The 18,182-nt window shown below is 46.3% G+C and carries 13 protein-coding genes, 1 pseudogene and 1 riboswitch; of the genes and pseudogenes, 9 read left to right on the top strand and 5 right to left on the bottom strand.

Going from position 1 to position 18,182, the window contains the following annotated elements; all coding sequences use genetic code 11:
* The first annotated feature begins 125 nt into the window (after nt 1-125).
* Nucleotides 126-500 (top strand): PH domain-containing protein, encoded by a 375-nt coding sequence (locus tag NSQ58_RS20255; RefSeq protein ID WP_023987571.1) that lies wholly within the window; start codon nt 126-128, stop codon nt 498-500.
* A 115-nt stretch (nt 501-615) separates the two neighbouring features.
* Here the strand turns inward: NSQ58_RS20255 and NSQ58_RS20260 are convergent, their stop codons facing one another.
* Nucleotides 616-936 (bottom strand): hypothetical protein, encoded by a 321-nt coding sequence (locus tag NSQ58_RS20260; RefSeq protein ID WP_023987572.1) that lies wholly within the window; start codon nt 934-936, stop codon nt 616-618.
* A 192-nt stretch (nt 937-1,128) separates the two neighbouring features.
* On the opposite strand from NSQ58_RS20260, the gene NSQ58_RS20265 reads away from it, so the two are divergent.
* The 6 genes from NSQ58_RS20265 (at nt 1,129) to NSQ58_RS20290 (ending at nt 7,855) form a co-directional block, all read left to right on the top strand.
* The gene (locus tag NSQ58_RS20265) at nt 1,129-2,094 is read left to right on the top strand and encodes a carbohydrate ABC transporter permease (protein WP_023987573.1); all 966 of its coding nucleotides are present in this window, start codon (nt 1,129-1,131) and stop codon (nt 2,092-2,094) included.
* Nucleotides 2,091-2,912, top strand: a complete 822-nt coding sequence (locus NSQ58_RS20270) for a carbohydrate ABC transporter permease (RefSeq protein WP_025721535.1) — start codon at nt 2,091-2,093, stop codon at nt 2,910-2,912. Before NSQ58_RS20265 ends, NSQ58_RS20270 begins: the two co-directional genes overlap by 4 nt.
* A gap of 125 nt (nt 2,913-3,037) precedes the next feature.
* On the top strand, nt 3,038-4,402 hold the full coding sequence (locus NSQ58_RS20275; RefSeq protein WP_341058105.1) for an ABC transporter substrate-binding protein: 1,365 nt from the start codon (nt 3,038-3,040) through the stop codon (nt 4,400-4,402).
* A 255-nt stretch (nt 4,403-4,657) separates the two neighbouring features.
* Complete coding sequence (locus tag NSQ58_RS20280) at nt 4,658-5,242, top strand: TetR/AcrR family transcriptional regulator (RefSeq protein ID WP_023987576.1); 585 nt, start codon at nt 4,658-4,660, stop codon at nt 5,240-5,242.
* Nucleotides 5,243-5,265: 23 nt separating this feature from the next.
* Nucleotides 5,266-6,630 (top strand): HlyD family secretion protein, encoded by a 1,365-nt coding sequence (locus tag NSQ58_RS20285; RefSeq protein ID WP_279831817.1) that lies wholly within the window; start codon nt 5,266-5,268, stop codon nt 6,628-6,630.
* Between the two features lies 1 nt (nt 6,631).
* Nucleotides 6,632-7,855 carry an ABC transporter permease gene (locus NSQ58_RS20290; RefSeq protein WP_023987578.1) on the top strand — a complete coding sequence of 408 codons (1,224 nt, stop codon included), beginning with the start codon at nt 6,632-6,634 and terminating at the stop codon, nt 7,853-7,855.
* Nucleotides 7,856-7,951: 96 nt separating this feature from the next.
* Here the strand turns inward: NSQ58_RS20290 and NSQ58_RS20295 are convergent, their stop codons facing one another.
* Both NSQ58_RS20295 and NSQ58_RS20300 read right to left on the bottom strand, forming a co-directional pair.
* On the bottom strand, nt 7,952-10,549 hold the full coding sequence (locus tag NSQ58_RS20295) for a glycine betaine ABC transporter substrate-binding protein (protein ID WP_341058106.1): 2,598 nt from the start codon (nt 10,547-10,549) through the stop codon (nt 7,952-7,954).
* Nucleotides 10,524-11,747: a quaternary amine ABC transporter ATP-binding protein gene (locus tag NSQ58_RS20300; protein WP_028543061.1), complete on the bottom strand. Its 1,224-nt coding sequence runs from the start codon at nt 11,745-11,747 to the stop codon at nt 10,524-10,526. The genes NSQ58_RS20295 and NSQ58_RS20300 overlap by 26 nt, the downstream gene beginning before the upstream one ends.
* Nucleotides 11,748-12,261: 514 nt before the next feature.
* Here NSQ58_RS20300 and NSQ58_RS20305 point away from each other — a divergent pair.
* Together NSQ58_RS20305 and NSQ58_RS20310 are read left to right on the top strand one after the other, a co-directional pair.
* Nucleotides 12,262-12,825: a GbsR/MarR family transcriptional regulator gene (locus tag NSQ58_RS20305; protein ID WP_023987581.1), complete on the top strand. Its 564-nt coding sequence runs from the start codon at nt 12,262-12,264 to the stop codon at nt 12,823-12,825.
* A 153-nt stretch (nt 12,826-12,978) separates the two neighbouring features.
* Nucleotides 12,979-14,460: a carboxylesterase/lipase family protein gene (locus tag NSQ58_RS20310; RefSeq protein ID WP_071559021.1), complete on the top strand. Its 1,482-nt coding sequence runs from the start codon at nt 12,979-12,981 to the stop codon at nt 14,458-14,460.
* Nucleotides 14,461-14,603: 143 nt separating this feature from the next.
* On the opposite strand, the pseudogene NSQ58_RS26810 reads toward NSQ58_RS20310, so the two are convergent.
* Together NSQ58_RS26810 and NSQ58_RS20325 are read right to left on the bottom strand one after the other, a co-directional pair.
* A pseudogene (locus NSQ58_RS26810) lies at nt 14,604-16,642 on the bottom strand (methyl-accepting chemotaxis protein).
* A gap of 240 nt (nt 16,643-16,882) precedes the next feature.
* Complete coding sequence (locus tag NSQ58_RS20325) at nt 16,883-17,830, bottom strand: DMT family transporter (protein ID WP_023987584.1); 948 nt, start codon at nt 17,828-17,830, stop codon at nt 16,883-16,885.
* 172 nt (nt 17,831-18,002) lie between these two features.
* Nucleotides 18,003-18,147: riboswitch (FMN riboswitch) on the bottom strand.
* Between the last annotated feature and the right edge of the window lie 35 nt (nt 18,148-18,182).

Consider the following 18,182-nt stretch of genomic DNA (forward strand, 5'->3'; position numbering starts at 1 on the left):
TGTCCAGTTCGTGAGAGTCTTAATCTAACGAAAAATGAAGAGGTCGACGGGACAAGCCGCAAAAGCTGATCTGAGGTCAAGGAGCTGCGACTCGTTCCTGAACTTCGAACAGGAGATGAGACGGGATGAAAACAAATGAAAAAGAGTTGCGAGCTATTAGTCTGACGTTAGAAGCGGGCGAACACATCCGATCATATATGGGGTGTACGTATGATTTGAAACAGAGCTCCCAGAAGATATCGCTTCATGGAATGCTGGCAGTGACGTCCGAACGAATCATCTTTTATTCCTGCACTATGGGTACTCCTTGGGTCAAGTTCATCAATTATCACCATATTTCACTGGCTAAGCTAGATAAGGATTTGTCGGATTCTAGGGGGAACATCACGCTGATCAATCAGGGTGTGAACGAGGTGTTCACCCACCTGCCGAGTGGAGATTGTATAGAGGGCTTTGTAGCTGTACTAGAGCAAGAAGCAGGTATCTCTTGTGAGAACTAATGATTATGGAAAACAAATAACTAAAACCTCCAACTTCGTAATGTGCCAAGAAGGCTCCTTACAGAATTTGGATGTTTTTTTTGTCTTTTAATTAGAGAGAGATATGGATCGAGCGCTAACTCAATAGGGTTATAACCAATAAATTATATAATACCAGCGGCAGAATGACATTGTTGTAGGCATAGGAGCGATCAGGGGTTGTGGTGCCTGAGAAGGGTGAGTGATATTGCTGAGGGACTCTCAGATACAAATGATCCGCATCGATGTGCACAATCGTTCCTTCATATACTTGATGATCCATCGTTTGGACCCTGACCGTGTGATTCATGTAGGGGCTTAATTGATAATGCAAATGATCGCGGATATTTTTGAGTTCGGCCTGTAACTCCGGTCTAGCTTGATATAAAGTTTGCGGACTGACGGTGTTGTACGGCATTCGCCTCTAACCTCCATACCATGTAATGATGCATCGTATGCAGGAGTCTATGTCTTTGTGCTCATACCTATAGAGAGTTGCTTTTACAAAAAGAAAAAACATTAACATTTTACTCCAGCCCACTTGACGTTCCCTTTACATCGAAACGATACACTTACTGAGGTTGGTTTGAAAAGAAAGGGGCGATCCGTTTTGGGTGAGCTTAACAAATCTATGGGACTGGGGACGAGGAGTCAGCAACAGACTTCGTCTAAAGCCCGCATACGCACGGGTTCGCTAAAAATTCAAAGACTGCGCGAAAACGCGCTGGCGTATACCTTTTTGGCTCCATCGCTTATTTTGTTTGCTGTATTTATGTTTTATCCGATGATCAAGTCCGTTTATCTCAGCTTGCATTCTACAGATCCCGCAGGAAACGTTGCAGCTTATGTGGGGTTAGATAATTTCACTACACTTTTCAGCTCGGGACTGTTTCTGCAAGGGATTAAGGTGACACTCCTGTTTGCACTGCTAACAGTACCAGTAGGTATTTTATTGGCGCTGGTACTGGCTGCACTTACACACAGTAAATTACGGGGAATGCGTATCTTCCAGTTTGCCTTTTCGCTGCCGATGGTGTTGTCGGTCGGTTCATCTGCGGTCATTTGGAAATTTCTTTTTCATCCGACACTGGGGATGTTCAACTATGTGCTTTCCCTACTACATATCAATCCGGTTCCATGGCTGACCAGCCCGGATTGGGCGCTGTTCTCAGTAGCCATGATGACCATCTGGATGAATCTAGGCTTCAATTACATTATCTTATCAAGCGGACTTCAAGGGATTCCAGATGATATGTATGAAAGTGCCAAAATGGACGGAGCTGGCCCGCTCGTCACGTTCTGGCGTATCTCCATGCCACTGTTATCACCGACGATCTTTTTTGTGACTGTAGTTTCCATCATTGGAGCCTTCCAGTCTTTTGCTCAAATTAACATTTTGACCAAAGGCGGCCCGGTGAACAGTACGAATGTATTCGTGTATTCCATCTATCAGGAAGCTTTCGTTAATTTCCGGTTCGGAACGGGGAGCGCGCAGGCGATTGTCTTGTTTGCTGTCATTCTGCTGCTCACGATGATTCAGTTCAAATGGGTGGAAAGAAAGGTGCATTACCAATGAAAAGACACCTGAATTCAACATTGCTGTATGTGCTGCTTACGATTGCAGCTGCTCTCATTTTGTATCCGGTTATATATACGTTTTTTATGGCAGTCATGTCGCCGGAGGAAGCAAGCGCTTATCCACCAAGCTTTCTTCCACATTCTTTTCATATGGCGAATTTCACTGAAGTGTTTGAAATTGTTCCGATTGCAGCCTTTATTGGAAATACATTTCTCATTTCGGGTCTGACCATGATTGGGCAGCTGATTACAGCTAGCTTGGCGGCCTACGCTTTTGCCAAAATGGAATTCAAGGGAAAAAACTTCATTTTCAGCATGTTTGTAGCGACGATGATGATCCCTTGGGAAGTGACCATTATTCCGAACTACCTGACGGTACGAAGCTGGAACTGGCTTGATACATATCAAGGATTGACGGTTCCTTTTCTGGCGACGGCATTCGGAACATTCCTGTTAAGGCAATTTTTTCTCCAGCTTCCCAAGGAACTGTTTGAGGCGGCTCGTATGGATGGGTGCGGGCATATCCGTTACTTTCTGTTCCATGTGCTTCCGTTATCGCGCCCTGCGCTCGGAACACTGGCTGTGTATTCGTTCCTGAATATGTACAATTCGTACCTCTGGCCTTTACTGATCACCAATAGCGAGAATATGCGCACGGTACAGATCGGAATATCCATGCTCGAATTTCAGGAATCGACTTCATGGAATCTGGTATTTGCGGGTACGGCCCTTGTCATTTTACCGTCTCTGCTACTGCTAATCTTTGGATTAAAACAGTTGGTTCGTGGAATGGCAGCGGGTGCGCTTAAAGGCTGAGCACATATGTCAAATGAAAAGCAACACCTGCGCAAGCAGCCCATATACAGAGCTTCAACACACAAAAATATCGCAAGAGAATGCCAATTCAAGAATCATTTAATCAAAGGGAGAGAAGAGAGATTATGAGATTTTTTCGTCTGAAAAGTGCATTGACCCTGCTTATTCTGACTGCCATGGTGGTTGCAGCAGGTTGTAGCAATAATACTGCTGCAGAGAAGCCGAGTAATGGTAGTGATGGGGGAGCAGCGGCTTCTCCAGTGAAGCTGACTTGGTGGCATTCGATGTCCGGTAACGGTGAAAAAGCAATCAAGCAGATCGCTGCTGACTTTAACGCCAGTCATAAGGACATTCAGGTAGAGCCAGTATATCAAGGCAAATATGATGACAGCTTGAACAAGCTGAAAGCGTCGCTTGGTTCCAACAGCGGACCGGACATCATTCAGGTATACGAAATCGGTAGTAAATTTATGATCGACTCCAAAATGATCACACCTGTACAACAATTTATTGATGCAGATAAGTTCGATCTGTCGCAGCTAGAGCCGAATATTACACGATACTACACGATAGATGGTAAATTGAACGCCATGCCGTTCAATACGTCAAACCCGATTTTATATTACAACAAGGACGCATTCAAAGCCGCAGGACTTGATCCAGCTAATCCTCCGAAAACGTATGCTGAGTTCGAAAAGGCTGCAAAAGCCTTGAGCAAGGATGGTAAATCCGGTGCTTCCATTGCCATCTACGGCTGGTTCATGGAGCAACTGTTTGCCAATCAGAACGCGGATTATGTGAATAATGGCAATGGTCGTGATCAAGCGGCAACGGAATCCATGCTGAATTCGGATGCCGGTGTAAAAACGCTGACGTGGTGGAAGAAAATGATCGATGAAAAGGTTGTATCCAATCTGGGACGTAACTCGGACGACACGGCAAAAGCTTTTTCCGCAGGACAGATTGCGATGACGCTGGATTCCACCGCTTCGCTGCGTAATATTGTGGAGCAGGTTGGCGATAAATTTGAAGTAGGCACAGGATTCCTGCCAAGATCCAATGAAGCTAAAGAAGGCGGCGTGGTTGTAGGCGGCGCAAGCTTGTACATCATGAACAACAAGCCCGAAGCCCAGCAGAAGGCAGCATGGGAGTTCATTAAATTCGTCGCTTCCCCAGCTGTACAGGCACAATGGAGTGTAAATACCGGGTACTTCCCGATCACGAAAGCAGCCTATGACGAGAAGGTACTCAAAGATAATATGGTAAAATATCCGCAATTCCAGACGGCGGTTGACCAATTGCACGCATCGGCACAATCCACCGCTACACAGGGCGCGGTGATGGGCGTATTCCCAGAAGCGCGTCAAATCGTAGAAGGTGCAATTGAGGCCGTTCTGAGTGGCCAGCAACAGCCAAAACAGGCATTGGATCAAGCTGCACAAGAAATTACAGGCAAAATTGCTCAATACAATCAAACCGTAAAAAAATAGTCGGCCTTCCCTTAAAATCGGTTGATAATCTGTAGAATGGCCCCCTTATCATCCGATTTTATGACATAACGGATCGAATGAGTGACCCCCTCACTTATTCGATCCGTTTTTGCATTTTCATTTTTAGAATGAGTGTTTAGACGAAATGTCTAAAATGAATTATTTTCATTTTTCCTATTGCTGGATAACTAAAAATGGGCTTATAATAAATACATAATTTTTGTACTGGACGGTCAGTTCAAAAAAGGAGGAAGCATGAAACAGCAGACAAAGGAAATTATTTTTAACGGCGCACTCAAAGCTTTTTCCGAACGAGGCTTTAATGAAACAAATATGGAGGAGATTGCCAAGGTATGCGGCATAGCCAAGGGCACCCTGTATTACAATTTTAAAAACAAGCAAGATTTGTACATTTACATTTTGAAGATGGGGATGGAGCGTTTTGTCCGGGATATCCATGAAGCAATGGCTCATACTCCTAAAGATCAGGTGGAGCTTAGGGTTCGTAAGCTGATCCAAGTACATATTGAGTTTATTGTGAGAGAGCCGGACTTTTGCCGTCTATTGGTCAGTAAGGGCTGGGTTTCACAAGAGCAGCATTTTAATATTAGGCAGGTGCTGGCTGATTATTTTGATTTTATGGAGGCAGAGATCGATTCCGGTAAGTTATATGGGAAAATTTCAAGTAAGCTGGATGCCAAAACAACAGCCAATTGCTTATTTGGGATTTATATTTTTGCTCCAATGCGGTCTATGGTTTGGGGCGAAACGATGAATCTGCAAGAGGTTCGAGAAAGTATTGAAGTATTTGTGTGTAATGCATTGGGCATGCAACATTAATAGACAGATGGAGTGATGAGAACATGAAAGCTAAAAAATATACGATTTACGTCGTACTTATTATTTTAATCGCGGTTGGAATATATGCCTTGACTGCTTTTCCACGGGGTGGAAGCAGCTTGTCTGCGGATCAGTCTTCTTCCATTCCTACGGCTTATGTGGAGTCGGATACCCTCAATGCCAGCTTTAAAATGGCAGGACGGATTGACCAGATGCTCGTCAAAGAAGGCGATCAGGTTAAAAAGGGGCAGGTGTTAGCCCATCTGGAAAGTCGCGAGTTGGAAGATAAGGTGAAGCAGGCACAGGCGGCATTGCTGGCAGCCAAGAGTAATGTATCCAAAGCAAAAGCTGGAGTGTTGCAGGCTCAAGCAGGAGTAGGCCAGGCACAGGCCACTGTGAGTGCTGCTCAGGCCAAGAAAAGCCAAGGTACGACATCGGTCAGTGTGACCGCAGAGGCTTCCTCCAGCCAGATTGAACAGGCCAAAGCGGCTGCGAACGCCGCCAAGGCAAAACTGGATGCCCTCAAGAGCGGGGCAAGACCGCAGGAGCTTGAGCAATTGCAAGTATCTGTGAAGATATCCAAGGAAACGCTGGACCTGACCGTTAAAAATTTGGAGCGTGCCAAAAAGCTTCAAGAAGCCGGAGCAGCAACCCAGGCATCTTTGGATCAAGCGACATTGGAACATCAACAGGCAGTGGCCAAATATAATGCAGAGTCGCAAAAATTGGATATGGCACGGGAGGGAAGCCGCAAGGAGGAAATTACGGCGGCTGAAGCTCAATACCGTCAAGCCTTGGCTGCGGTGAAGGAAGCACAGGCAGGAGCGGGCAAAGTTGCTGTGCAACAGGAAGATGTCAAAGCTGCTCAGGCTTCGGTAGAGCAAGCGCAATCCGCTGTGAAGGCGGCGCAATCCACAGTTGAGCAGGCTCAATCTGCGGTTGCAGGTGCCAATGCTCAGGTAGCCCAAGCGGAAGCCGCGCTTCAAGAGGCTCAGACCTATTTGAGCTACACTACGCTATATGCGTCAGAAGATGGAATCATAAAATCCAAGTCGCTTAGCTTAGGTGAAATGGCTAGCGCAGGATTCCCGGTCTATACCATTGAAACTTCGACACAACGTTGGGCTAAATTCTATGTACCTGAAACGTCTCTGAACGGTCTTCAAGCAGGGGATACAGTCCAAATTAAATTGCTGTCTGGCGGTAAGGAGCTGAAGGGTAAAGTCATTCTGTTAGAATCGGCTGCGGACTTTGCCATTCAAAAACCGAGCCAAAGCTCCGGTGACAAGGATGTCCGTTCCTTCGGTGTTAAAGTAGCATTGCCAGACCTTGCTGCTTCGGTTCCAACAGGCTCCACGGTTCTGTTTACAGGCAAAGGGGCGCAGTAATATGCAGGATTCACAGGAAAGACTTCGTATCCGCGATGTGTTTCGCGAGGAATGGCTGAGCATCTTCCGGGACCGCCGCTTTATGGCTATTCTGCTGATTACGCCGATTGTGTATACGATACTATTCGGCTTCCTGTATTCACATCAGCGGATTACCGAGATGCCTGTCACAGTGTACGACGGAGATAATTCGCAGCTCAGTCGCCAGATCATTCAGGCGTTTGATTCGACCGATTCATTTGCCGTTACACGGCAAGCGACCAATCAGGAAGATGTTGTCCGTCAGGTAGAGACCGGGGAAGCTAAGGTCGGAATCGTCATTCCCGACAACTTTACGACTCGGCTTAAGCATGGGGAAAATCCACCCGTGCTCACGCTGATTGACGGCAGTAATATGATGTATTCCAACAGCGCCAGTCGGATTGCGAATCAGGTTATTAGCAGCGTGAGTGCCGGAGTATCGGTCAATTCCATGAAGCAAAAGGGAATGAACTCCGATCAGGCTGCCGCGACGCTGACTACCATCCCGTTCCGGTCCAGAGTGTTGTTTAACCCGGTATATGATTATAAGCTTTTCATGCCACTAGGGGTTATTTCTGCGGCTCTCCAGCAGTGTTTGCTGCTTGGTATTGCGTTGTCTTGCACGCGTGATAAGGAAGCAGGGACTTGGGGGAGATTTGGTGCATGGAGAAATACCCCTTGGCGTATGGCTATTGCCAAACTGGCACCGTATTATGCAGCGGGAGCTTTCAATGTGCTGACTGTATTCAGTATCAGCGCTTTATGCTTCGATATTCCGTTTAGGGGACAGGTATTACCGTTGATTTTAGTGTCGCTGGCCTTTAACTTTGCACTGTGCGGGTTAGGATTCCTATTCAGTCTCTTTTCCAAGACTAGAGTGGATGCGACCCAAACCCTGATGTTGATTGCTGTTCCTTCCTTTATGCTATCAGGCTATACGTGGCCATTAGAGGCAATGCCCGGCTTCTTGCGGGGGCTTGCTGAAATATTGCCACTGACGTATTACCTGGATGCTGTACGGAATATCACGCTCAAAGGACTGGATATCACATACATCTTCAAAGATATGATTGCCTTGGGCGTCATTGGTTGTGTGAGTCTGCTGGTGTCCTTCGCGATCTATCCGTTATTCTTTAGACAGCACCAGACGACAGGGCAGCATGCCGATGTGCCCGCTCAAGAAGGATTCACGCTAAAAGGCTGAGAGCAACTTTAAATATGGATATCATAAAAAGGCAGATCAGGATTAAATCCTGATCTGCCTTTCGCTTATTCGTATGGTTTAAAAGTGGAAAAAATATTATTGCGGCGGCTTAAGATCCTCGATAGAATCAATCGGCACATAGGATGGAACGACAAGCCCGGACATAACGCCAGTCATGCTGGTTCCGATGTCATCCACCTTATCCTTGTATTGAGCCCAATAATCAGCATGCGTCAATGGAAGCCAAGCGGCAGCAGTAGCATCTACACTTCCGCCGGCCACGCCAGTCCACATTGGGCCGATTTCCACTTGCAGGGCTGTTACTTTATAGCCCAATTTTTGTTCCAATACATATTTCAATACGTTCGTACTGGCAATTTCAGAATCCCAAGCAGCGTAGCTCAGCTTCAAAGGATCACCGTTGACGGACTGTAGGCCCTTGATCCATTCCTGAACCTTGTCAGGATGTTTATCAGCCCAGTTCTTGGCAGCCTGCTGTGGGGCAGTACCGTCCTGAATCGCGATCATCACTTCACCCATATCTTCAGCAGTCCACTTAAATCGGCTTAGAAATTCATAAGCCACAGGAGCATCCTGCTTCAAGCCTTTGCGGGCGATGGTATGAATTTCTTCCTTATCACCGTACGCTTTTTTAGGATCTTTCAAGTATTTTAAATCATATTTATTAAACATCCAGTGAGGAGTCCAACCTGTTACGACGATAGGCTGCTTGGCTTTGATAGCTTTATCCAGTGTAGCGGTCATAGCAGCCCCAGAGCTTTCAAGCAGCTTCCAGTCGGATAAGCCATAGTCATTCATAGCTTTAGCGGTCAGCTTCATTAGTCCGGCTCCAGGGTCGGTACCGACAATGCGGTAGCCGACCTCTTTGCCAAAGTCCCCAGTTGTGGCGGAAGCCGGAGCCGCTTCGGCTCCGTTATCCTGCAAATCAGTAATCGATTTAACATCCATGTAAGCTGGAACGACCAATCCGGTTTTAACACCACTCATATTAGCCCCAAGATCGTCGAGCTTATCCTTGTATTTAGCCCAGTAATCCGCATGGGTTAACGGCAGCCATGCCGCAGGTGAAGCATCTACATCACCACTAGCGACACCCGTCCACATAGGACCTGCTTCCACTTGCAGTGCGGTTACTTTATAACCTAGTTTGTTTTCCAAAATATATTTCAGCAAATTCGTGCTGGCAATTTCAGAATCCCAAGCCACATAACTTAGCTTGAAGGTGTCACCTTTGACAGGTTGCAGTCCTTGAGTCCATTCCTGAACCTTGTCGGCATGTTTCTCCGCCCAATCCTTGGCAGCTTGCTCAGGACTGGTTCCGGCTTGAATGGCGACCATCATTTCACCCATATCTTCTGGTGTCCATTTGAAACGTTTCAGAAACTCATAAGCGATAGGAGCATCCTGTTGCAATCCTTTACGGGCAATCGTATGAATACCCTCGGCTTCACCATAAGACTTCTTAGGGTCTTCCAAATATTTGAGATCATACTTGTTGAACATCCAGTGTGGAGTCCAACCTGTAATAATGATCGGTTTTTTCGCTTTAATGGCTTTGTCCAGTGTGGCCGTCATGGCTGCACCGGAACCTTCAACGAGCTTCCAATCAGACAAATTGTAGTCTTGAATTGCTTTGGCAGTCGATTTCATAATGCCTGCCCCGGCATCAATACCGATAATTTTGTAACCGACTTCTTCGCCAACCGGGTTGGCAGCAGCGTTACCTTTGCCAGATGCGGAATGATCCGTACCAACAAAATATTGAGATGCACCAGCGATCAAAATGACAGCTGTAACTGCAGAAGTAATCCATACTTTTTGCTTGCTGGATACGCGGCTTTTGCCTTTTTGCGTAGGTTTAAACAGGTTTTGCGTAAAACGGTCAAGCACAATAGCCAGAACGACAACAGCTAGGCCGGCTTCAAAACCTTTACCGATTTGCAGCTGTGTCACAGCACGGTACACAACAGCACCGATGCCTTCTGCACCGATCATGGAAGCAATAACAACCATGGACAGTGACAGCATAATCGTCTGGTTAATACCAGCCATTAAGGTAGGCAAAGCCAGTGGAAGCTGAACTTTGAACAGCTTTTGCGCAGATGTTGAACCGAAAGCGTCTGAGGCTTCGATCAGCTCACCCGATACTTGCATAATACCCAAGTTGGTCATACGAATGGTTGGGGGGATAGCAAAGATAACAGAAGCGATAACACCTGGTACAACACCTAGGCTGAAAAAGGTAACCGCTGGGAGCAAGTACACGAACGCAGGCATCGTCTGCATAAAATCAAGTAAAGGCGTGATAATGCGTGATGCGGATTTACTGTATGCACACCAGATCCCGATGGGAATCCCGATAACAATGGATACGAGCGCAGACGTGATGACCAGTCCCAGCGTATTCATTGTTTCACTCCAATAGCCGAGATTATCAATTAGCAGGAAGCCGATGACAGTAAACAGCGTAAGCTGAACCCGCCCGATCATAAAGGCGATAATCCCGATAATCACGATGAACACCAGAGGGTGCGGAAGCATGAACAGGCCTGAGAAAAAGCCTACTACAGCTTCTATAATGGAAGAAATAACATTAAACAATCCAGCCAGATGAATACCCATCCAGTCGACAATGGATTGAATCCACTCAGCGATTGGCAGTTTCGGTATCATGGGCATTCACCTCCTTCATAGTGGTAACATCTCCACCAAGTGCGCCGAGCAATGCTCCACGGACGATAACGCCCAGTAGCTTCTGCTTATCATCGACTACAGCCAGCGGCACTTTGGACGAGCTTGTAATTTCAAACAAATCATTAATGACAGTCTCGGCAGGAACCTGCGGTCCGTCAGTGATCAAAATATCTTCAATCTTCAAATTGTTGCGCAGTGCATGCACAGCATCCTCGGCGTTAATAACACCCAGTAGCTTTTTGGTGCGGTCAATGACGAACAAATTGGAAATCCCACGCTCCCGCATCAATTCCAGAGCCACACGCGGACCACGATCCATGGTAATGGTTTCTGGACGAAGCATGACATGAGCAGCCGTCAATACCTTGGACAGATCCACATCCTCGACGAAGCGGGCTACATAAGAGTTAGCCGGTTGGATCATAATTTCTTCCGGTGTACCGATTTGTACGACCGCACCGTCTCGCATCAATGCAATCCGGTCACCAATCCGCAACGCTTCATCCAGATCATGGGTGATAAACACAATTGTTTTCTTCATTTTATCTTGAAGCTCCAACAGCTCATCCTGCATGTCACGGCGAATAAGAGGGTCCAATGCACTGAACGCTTCATCCATCAGGAGCACTTCAGGGTCATTAGCCAGCGCCCGTGCCAGACCGACACGCTGCTGCATACCGCCACTCAATTCATCGGGCATTTTATCGCCCCAGTTTTTAAGACCAACTAGTTCCAGCGCTTGTTGCGCTTTTTCCTGACGCTGTGCTTTTTCTACCTTTTGAATTTCAAGACCATATTCTACATTCTCTAATACAGTCCGATGTGGGAACAGGGCGAATTTTTGAAAAACCATGCTGATGGTTTTACGACGAACTTCGCGAAGTTGTTCTTTGTTCATCTTACGGAGATCTTTGCCGTGGACCAGAATTTCACCGGAGGTAGGCTCAATCAAGCGATTTAGCATTCGCACCAAGGTGGACTTGCCACTGCCCGATAGACCCATAATCACGAAAATTTCACCTTGCTTAATTTCCATGTTGGCCTTATTGACACCAACAGTAATCTGTTTTTCTTTGGCCAACTTTTCCTTGCCCCAGCCTTGCTCCAGGAGCGGAACACCTTGCTCTGCGTGAGGACCAAAGAGTTTGCTGACATTTTTGACTTCCAAAATCGTCATACATACACCTCTTCTTTCTATACTTTGCTTGGTATTAACCCCATGTTGCATTAAGGATTGAGTATAAAAATCATAATTCTGAACATCCTGAACGGTTAATGACAAAATTAATTGTAACAGAAGCATTGCTTACATTTCAAACAAAAAAACTGTTCATAAAGTACGTACAGAAAAAACTGTACAAAGTTTCCTTTGATATACTCCTTCGTTCTATAGAATGCTCAAACATTCGGAACTTTACAACCGATAGTGCTTTTTTTAAAATAGACAATGAAATATAACCATAAGAAAAAGATTTATGTATATCCATAATTTTAAAAGTTTACTATCATTAGCAATTTTGCGAATTATGATTTTGAACGATCCATGCTGTTGTAATATAGACAGAAGCTTTGTTTTTGAAACATTTCATTTATATTGAAAGATTTCATACATTGCGTCAAAGCTAATCTTTTACGGGTAAATCGTTCATACTAGGTTGTGCAAAATGCTCTAAAATTAGGAGGTTGCAAGCATGAGCTTGTACCAGTTAGGCGATGAGCAGCAGGCTTCGCTGCAAAAAATTCGCAAACGTGTTATAGAAGCTATAGGTAAAAACATGGACCTGTATGGGATCACTTTGTCTGCGGGGCATTTATACGGTTTGCTTTTTTTTGCGGATAAACCGATGACGCTGGACGAGATGGGCCGTGAAATGGAAATGAGCAAAACGAGCATGAGTACAGGAGTTCGAACATTATTAGATCTGAAAATGGTAAATAAGGTATGGAGCAAGGGCTCACGCAAAGACTTGTATGAAGTCGAATATGACTGGCATCAAACCTTCACTGATTTCTTCGCTATTAAATGGAGAAAAGCGGTAGAAACAAATTTACTGGTGTTGCGCAAAGCCATTGATGAGCTGGACAGATTGATGAATCAGGGTGAAGAGTACGAGGAATTTAAGGCGATTCTTCAGCAAGACCGATTGAAAATGAAGCAGGCCGTCGCTTATTATAAGTGGCTAGACCGACTAATTGACTCTATGGAAAGCGAAGAAATTTACAAGCTGATTCCCAAAGAAGAAGTTCGGGATTAATCGCTATTTCTCTATCTTGTTTATAAAAATGCCGGAGCGCAAAAGTGCTTCCGGTATTTTTTGGTTTGGCCGTGTGCAAAGGGTATAATAGAGATATGTAAAGATTGATATTATACCGTTGTGTTGAAGATACGAAATAAAGGAGGCTTCATGATGGAGAGTATTACAGTACATACTCGTTTAGGTCAATTACGTGGGGAAACGGGGAATGGATATCATGTATGGAAAGGTATCCCATATGCACAGCCTCCTGTTGGAAAACTACGTTTTCACGCGCCCCAGCCTTTGGAGTCTTGGGAGGGTGTACGGGCTGCGACGAGTTTTGGGCCAATCTGTCCGCAACCTATGCCATCCGCTGAAAGCATGACTGGAAATCTGGTGGAACCGCCTAAGCAGTCAGAGGATTGCTTATACCTGAACGTTTGGACACCTGCTTCGAAGGCACCTGAGAAGGGACGCCCGGTGATGGTGTGGATTCATGGCGGTGCCTTTGTCACGGGGTCCGGGATTATACCTTTATATGACGGGGAACGCATGGCGAAGAGTGGCGATGTTGTGGTTGTTACGATCAATTATCGATTGGGGCCGTTAGGATTTTTGCATCTGACTCCAAAGGGAGATGGCCTGACCTCTAATGCGGGACTGCTGGATCAGATCGCTGCGCTGGAATGGGTTAGGGATCACATCTCTGCCTTTGGCGGTAACCCGGATGAAGTAACGGTGTTCGGTGAATCGGCAGGGGCGATGAGTATTGCCGCTTTATTGGCGATGCCAGCAGCTGAGGGACTGTTCCAGCGTGCGATTTTGCAGAGTGGTGCGTCGCAGGTATTGTCAACTTCACAGGCTGAACAAGTGACGGCTGTGTATCTGCAGCAGCTGGGTGTGGACACTCAGCATCCAGAACGGTTGTTTACGCTGCCGACAGATGCGCTGATGCTAGCTATGGCGAAGACGCATGAAGTCATCGGACCAGGGATGGCGATGATCTATCAACCTGTCGTGGACGGTGTGACCTTGCCAGATGTACCGCTGTCTGCAATCGCGCAAGGTTCAGCAAAGCAGGTATCCGTTTTGATTGGAACGAACTTGCATGAGGGGGCCTATTTCATCCGAAAAGAATCCCATCTAATGAACAAGTCAACAGCGAGTCAGGCATTGGAGATGATGACGGGCATGTCAGACATCGGCGACCTGATAGAACCATTTCCGGTTACGATTGAGGGACAGGCGCAAATGTTGACTGATCTATTTTTTTGGCGTCCTGCGTTGGCTCTTGCTGTTGCGCAGTCGGCGCATACGCCTGTATGGATGTATCGTTTTGATTGGACATTGCCGGGGCATCCTACCTTTGGACAAGCGGTTCACGGTGCCGAAATTGCGTTTGTTTTCGATAATCTGGAGCTGCTAGGTAAGCTTGGATTAGAGATTCAACCGTCGATGCAGAAGCTGGCTCAAGCTATGCAGCAGGCATGGGTTGCTTTTGCACGTGATGGGAAGCCTGTGCTGTCGGAGGGGGCTTGGCCAATGTACGACAGGGAAGAGCGGACTACAGCTATTTTCCATCAGGATATTAAGGTAGAGCACGACCCCGAAGGAGATAGACGCCGTCAGTTAATCGGTCAGATGACCATATAAGTAGACAAGAGAGAGCATCCTAAGAACTCTAATGTAAAAAGCCTTCGCCCGTAATTTGTATACGGACGAAGGCTTTTGTTAGTCATAAGATGTATTGCTGTTCATTCTTACTTGCATGAAATTGCAACGCTGCAATGTGTAAGTTAAATCTTAAATCGCTTAACCAGCTGTTGCAAATCCTGCGCCATGTTGGACAACTCCTGAGACGAAGATGCGATTTCCTCCATGGCCGCCATTTGCTCCTGAGCGGCAGCAGATGTTGTCTGCGAACTGTCCGCTGAATTGCGAGACAGACTTGCCAAATGGGTGACAGTAGCGGAAACTTCCTCTGTACTGGCTGAGATTTGTTCAGCTGCAGCGGATACACTTTGAATTTGTTCCACGATATGAGATGTAGAGCGTTCAATATTCGTAAATGCACCTTCTGCATCTTGGCTAATACGTAATCCTTCACCTACCTGGTTACGAACATTACCGTTCATGGTAGCGGTGGAGCGTTGAATCAAATCGAGCATCTGAGTAATGATCTGACTGATGGAATCCGCGTTTTCCTTGGATTGCTCAGACAGCTTGCGTACCTCTATAGCGACTACGGCAAATCCACGTCCGGCTTCGCCTGCTCTGGAAGCTTCAATAGACGCGTTCAGAGACAACAAATTGGTTTGCTTGGCAATAGCGGCAATAGCTGTATTCATCTGCTTCGCATCGTCCGAGAGCTGGGATAGCTCATCCATCAGGCTAGCTGTTTGGCTTACAGCTTCCAGAATACGGTCCATTTGTGTCCGCACATGGCTGATCATTTGACTGCCTTGAGCCACATCATGCTCGGTTTGTCCTGCTGAATCCACGATGGAGCTTGCCGATTCGGCAATGGTGCTGACACCCTTCGCCATTTCTTCAACGGCATTAGCGGTTTGCTCGGACGCCTCGGCGCTGGTGGCTGCATTTTCCGCGGATTCCATAACCGTTTCCGCTACGTGTTGTACGGACTCCGTCGTTTGCTCTGTGCTTTCCTTGATCATCAGAGAAGAGGAAGCAAGTCGGGAGGACGTTTGATTGACCTCGGAAACCATCGTATGCAAGGAATGCGTCATCTGGTCAAAATTCTGTGCCAGTTCGCCGAACTCATCCTTGCTGGATAGATTAACACGTTCGGTCAGATTTCCGTCACGGACGATGCGTGTCCCTGCTTGCAGCTTGCGCAGCGGAATTAAGAACGAGCGGACCATAAGCACAATGATGATTGCAGCGGCAAGTATGGAAATGACAATCACAATCAGGCTTTGCTTCAGAATCGGTTGGGCTGCATCACTGTAATCCTCCAGATCCGACAGTGCGACAATGCGACAATGCTCCAACCGGTGAGAGGGTCCTTAAGTGTAAAGGCCAGCATATCTCGATTCATAAATTGAATTTGCGACATGGAAGGAGTATCATTTTCGACAGTTGTCGCCACTTCGGGAAGTCCCTCTATGGCGTCAGCCGGTTTTTTGCCTGCCTTGTTAAAGGCTGTTCCAGTCCCAGATACAACTTTATGTTCAGAATCAACAATAATGAGTCCTCCGCGTTCACCAATCTTAACAGACTGCAGACTTTCACCCATTTTGTCCAGATTCAAAGCCAATGAAACAGCTCCTTCACCGTCCTCCAGCGTTCCCGATATATTAACGACTAAATTCCCTGTCGTGACGCTGGCAACTGGAACACCGACGAATACCTTGCCCTTTTCCAGCATTGCATTTTTGTACCATTTTCTCTCCCGGGGGTCATAATCGTCCTCCTGTTTTTTCGGCGAACGTATGTATTGCCCTTTCGCATTGCCGAGAAGCGCGGCATCTAGCTCGGGATGAGCCTTGACGATGACATCCAACTTTTTCTGAAGGGCCTCTTGGTTGGTACCAATGGAATCAGATTTGATTTCAGTGGTAAGCACGTCCAGGTCTTTCATAATGGGCGCTACATACTGATTGACATTGCTTCGGATCAGATACAGATTCGTGTATACGGAACCGCCCATTTGCTGACTGAGTTGTGTCGTAGCCCCCTGATAGGAGAAGTACCCGATAAGTACGCTCGGAATCAATAACACAGCCAAAAAAGATATTATTAATCTTGTCCTCATTAAATAAAACTGCTTGAGAAACCTGTTCCACCACGGAACTGTTTGTTTTGTTTTAGTCATAGTTATTGCTCCTCTGTGTCTGATGATCACTACATTGTTTTATTCGACAGAAACCGACGAATTTTATAGATGTAATCTTTGAGAAACGAGGAATAATTGCATGTTTTAGACACTTTTTTCGGAAAATAGGTCTAAAGAACTATGATTTATATGAATACGAATACATAAAAAGCCAAATCAGAGATGCAAAAGCATCTTCACGATTTGGCTTGGGTGAGTCATGAAAGGGACATTGAACTGTTAATTTTTTTGCTGACGTGAAATCATAAAGAGCGTAATCCAGATGAGCATAAAACCAGTCAATTGCGCTACAGTGACAATTTGCTGAAATGCGATCCAGTTAATCACGACACCAACCATGGGAAAGCTTAATTCTGCCATCGTAGCATAAGACGCTTTGGTCGTACTTAAGCCTTTGTAATACAACAATAAGCTAAGAAGACCCGGAAGCAATGCCTGCAATAGCAGATTGATAATTACAGCTGCGCCCGCCCATGTACCGGCAGGCATATTCCATGGAGCATGCTCTACAGAGGTGAGGACAATCAGCAGAGGGAGCGCGACCATGAAGCGGAGGGAGGTTACCGTTTCATATTTCATTGAACGAAGTAAGTAACTTCCCATGACTGTCGAACCGCCCCACAGAACTGCTGCACCGAGTGCAAGTAGACTACCGACCTGGACAAAATCACGAACATGTCCGAAGGGAAGCGACCAACCGAAGGTCAGAAGATACGTCCCGAACAGAGCGACGACAATTAATAATCCAAAATGACGCGGCAACATTTCCTTCAAAATAATACGAGCTAGAATAATAGCGACCAAGGGTTGAAGCTTCTGGAGTAAGAGTACAGCATTCAAATCACCATTGCTGAGTGCCATGGTGAAAATTACGCTGGCCAGAGCCGAGCCACCCCACGAGACGAACAAAATAGCGAAAACTTGACGAAGCCGTACCGCTTTGAGTTCCTCACGATGCTTCCACAGCATCGGTGTCAGAGCGAGGAAAAGCAGCACATGCTCCATTAGTACAATTTGTGTTGAAGTAAATGACTTTAACAAAATAATACGAAACAGCGGGTCTGCGCCCCACAAGGCCGCTCCAATTGCGACCAGCCAAAAACCGCTTTTCATGTGGGAGCTACGATCAAAACCTTTGGATGTTAGTACAGTAGAAGATTGACTCATACTCAATTAGCTCCTTGCGAATACAGGACCGGTGGCACAAAAACCCCCGTCCATGGCGAAAGGCCATGCAAGACGGGGGTTGATCAAATAAACTTGCCGCTTTATGCAAGTTAAATGAAGTTACTGCAAAACCAATAACGCAGTATTCATCCACTTCGCGGCATGTTGATATTTCGATCTTCTTCCATCCGGACTTTACCGTCGGCTTTGGCATCTCACCAAATCAGTCCGTATCCTGTTGCCAGATACAGAGTCGCGGGCTTAGCTCCATGAGCCATACCGCCGGTTGGGAATCTCACCCTACCCCGAAGATCCTTATTCCGTTTTTAATTTCTCCTATAGGATATACCTG

The sequence above is a fragment of the Paenibacillus sp. FSL M7-0134 genome (assembly GCF_038007865.1).
In the GTDB taxonomy this organism is placed as follows: Bacteria; Bacillota; Bacilli; order Paenibacillales; family Paenibacillaceae; genus Paenibacillus; species Paenibacillus polymyxa_B.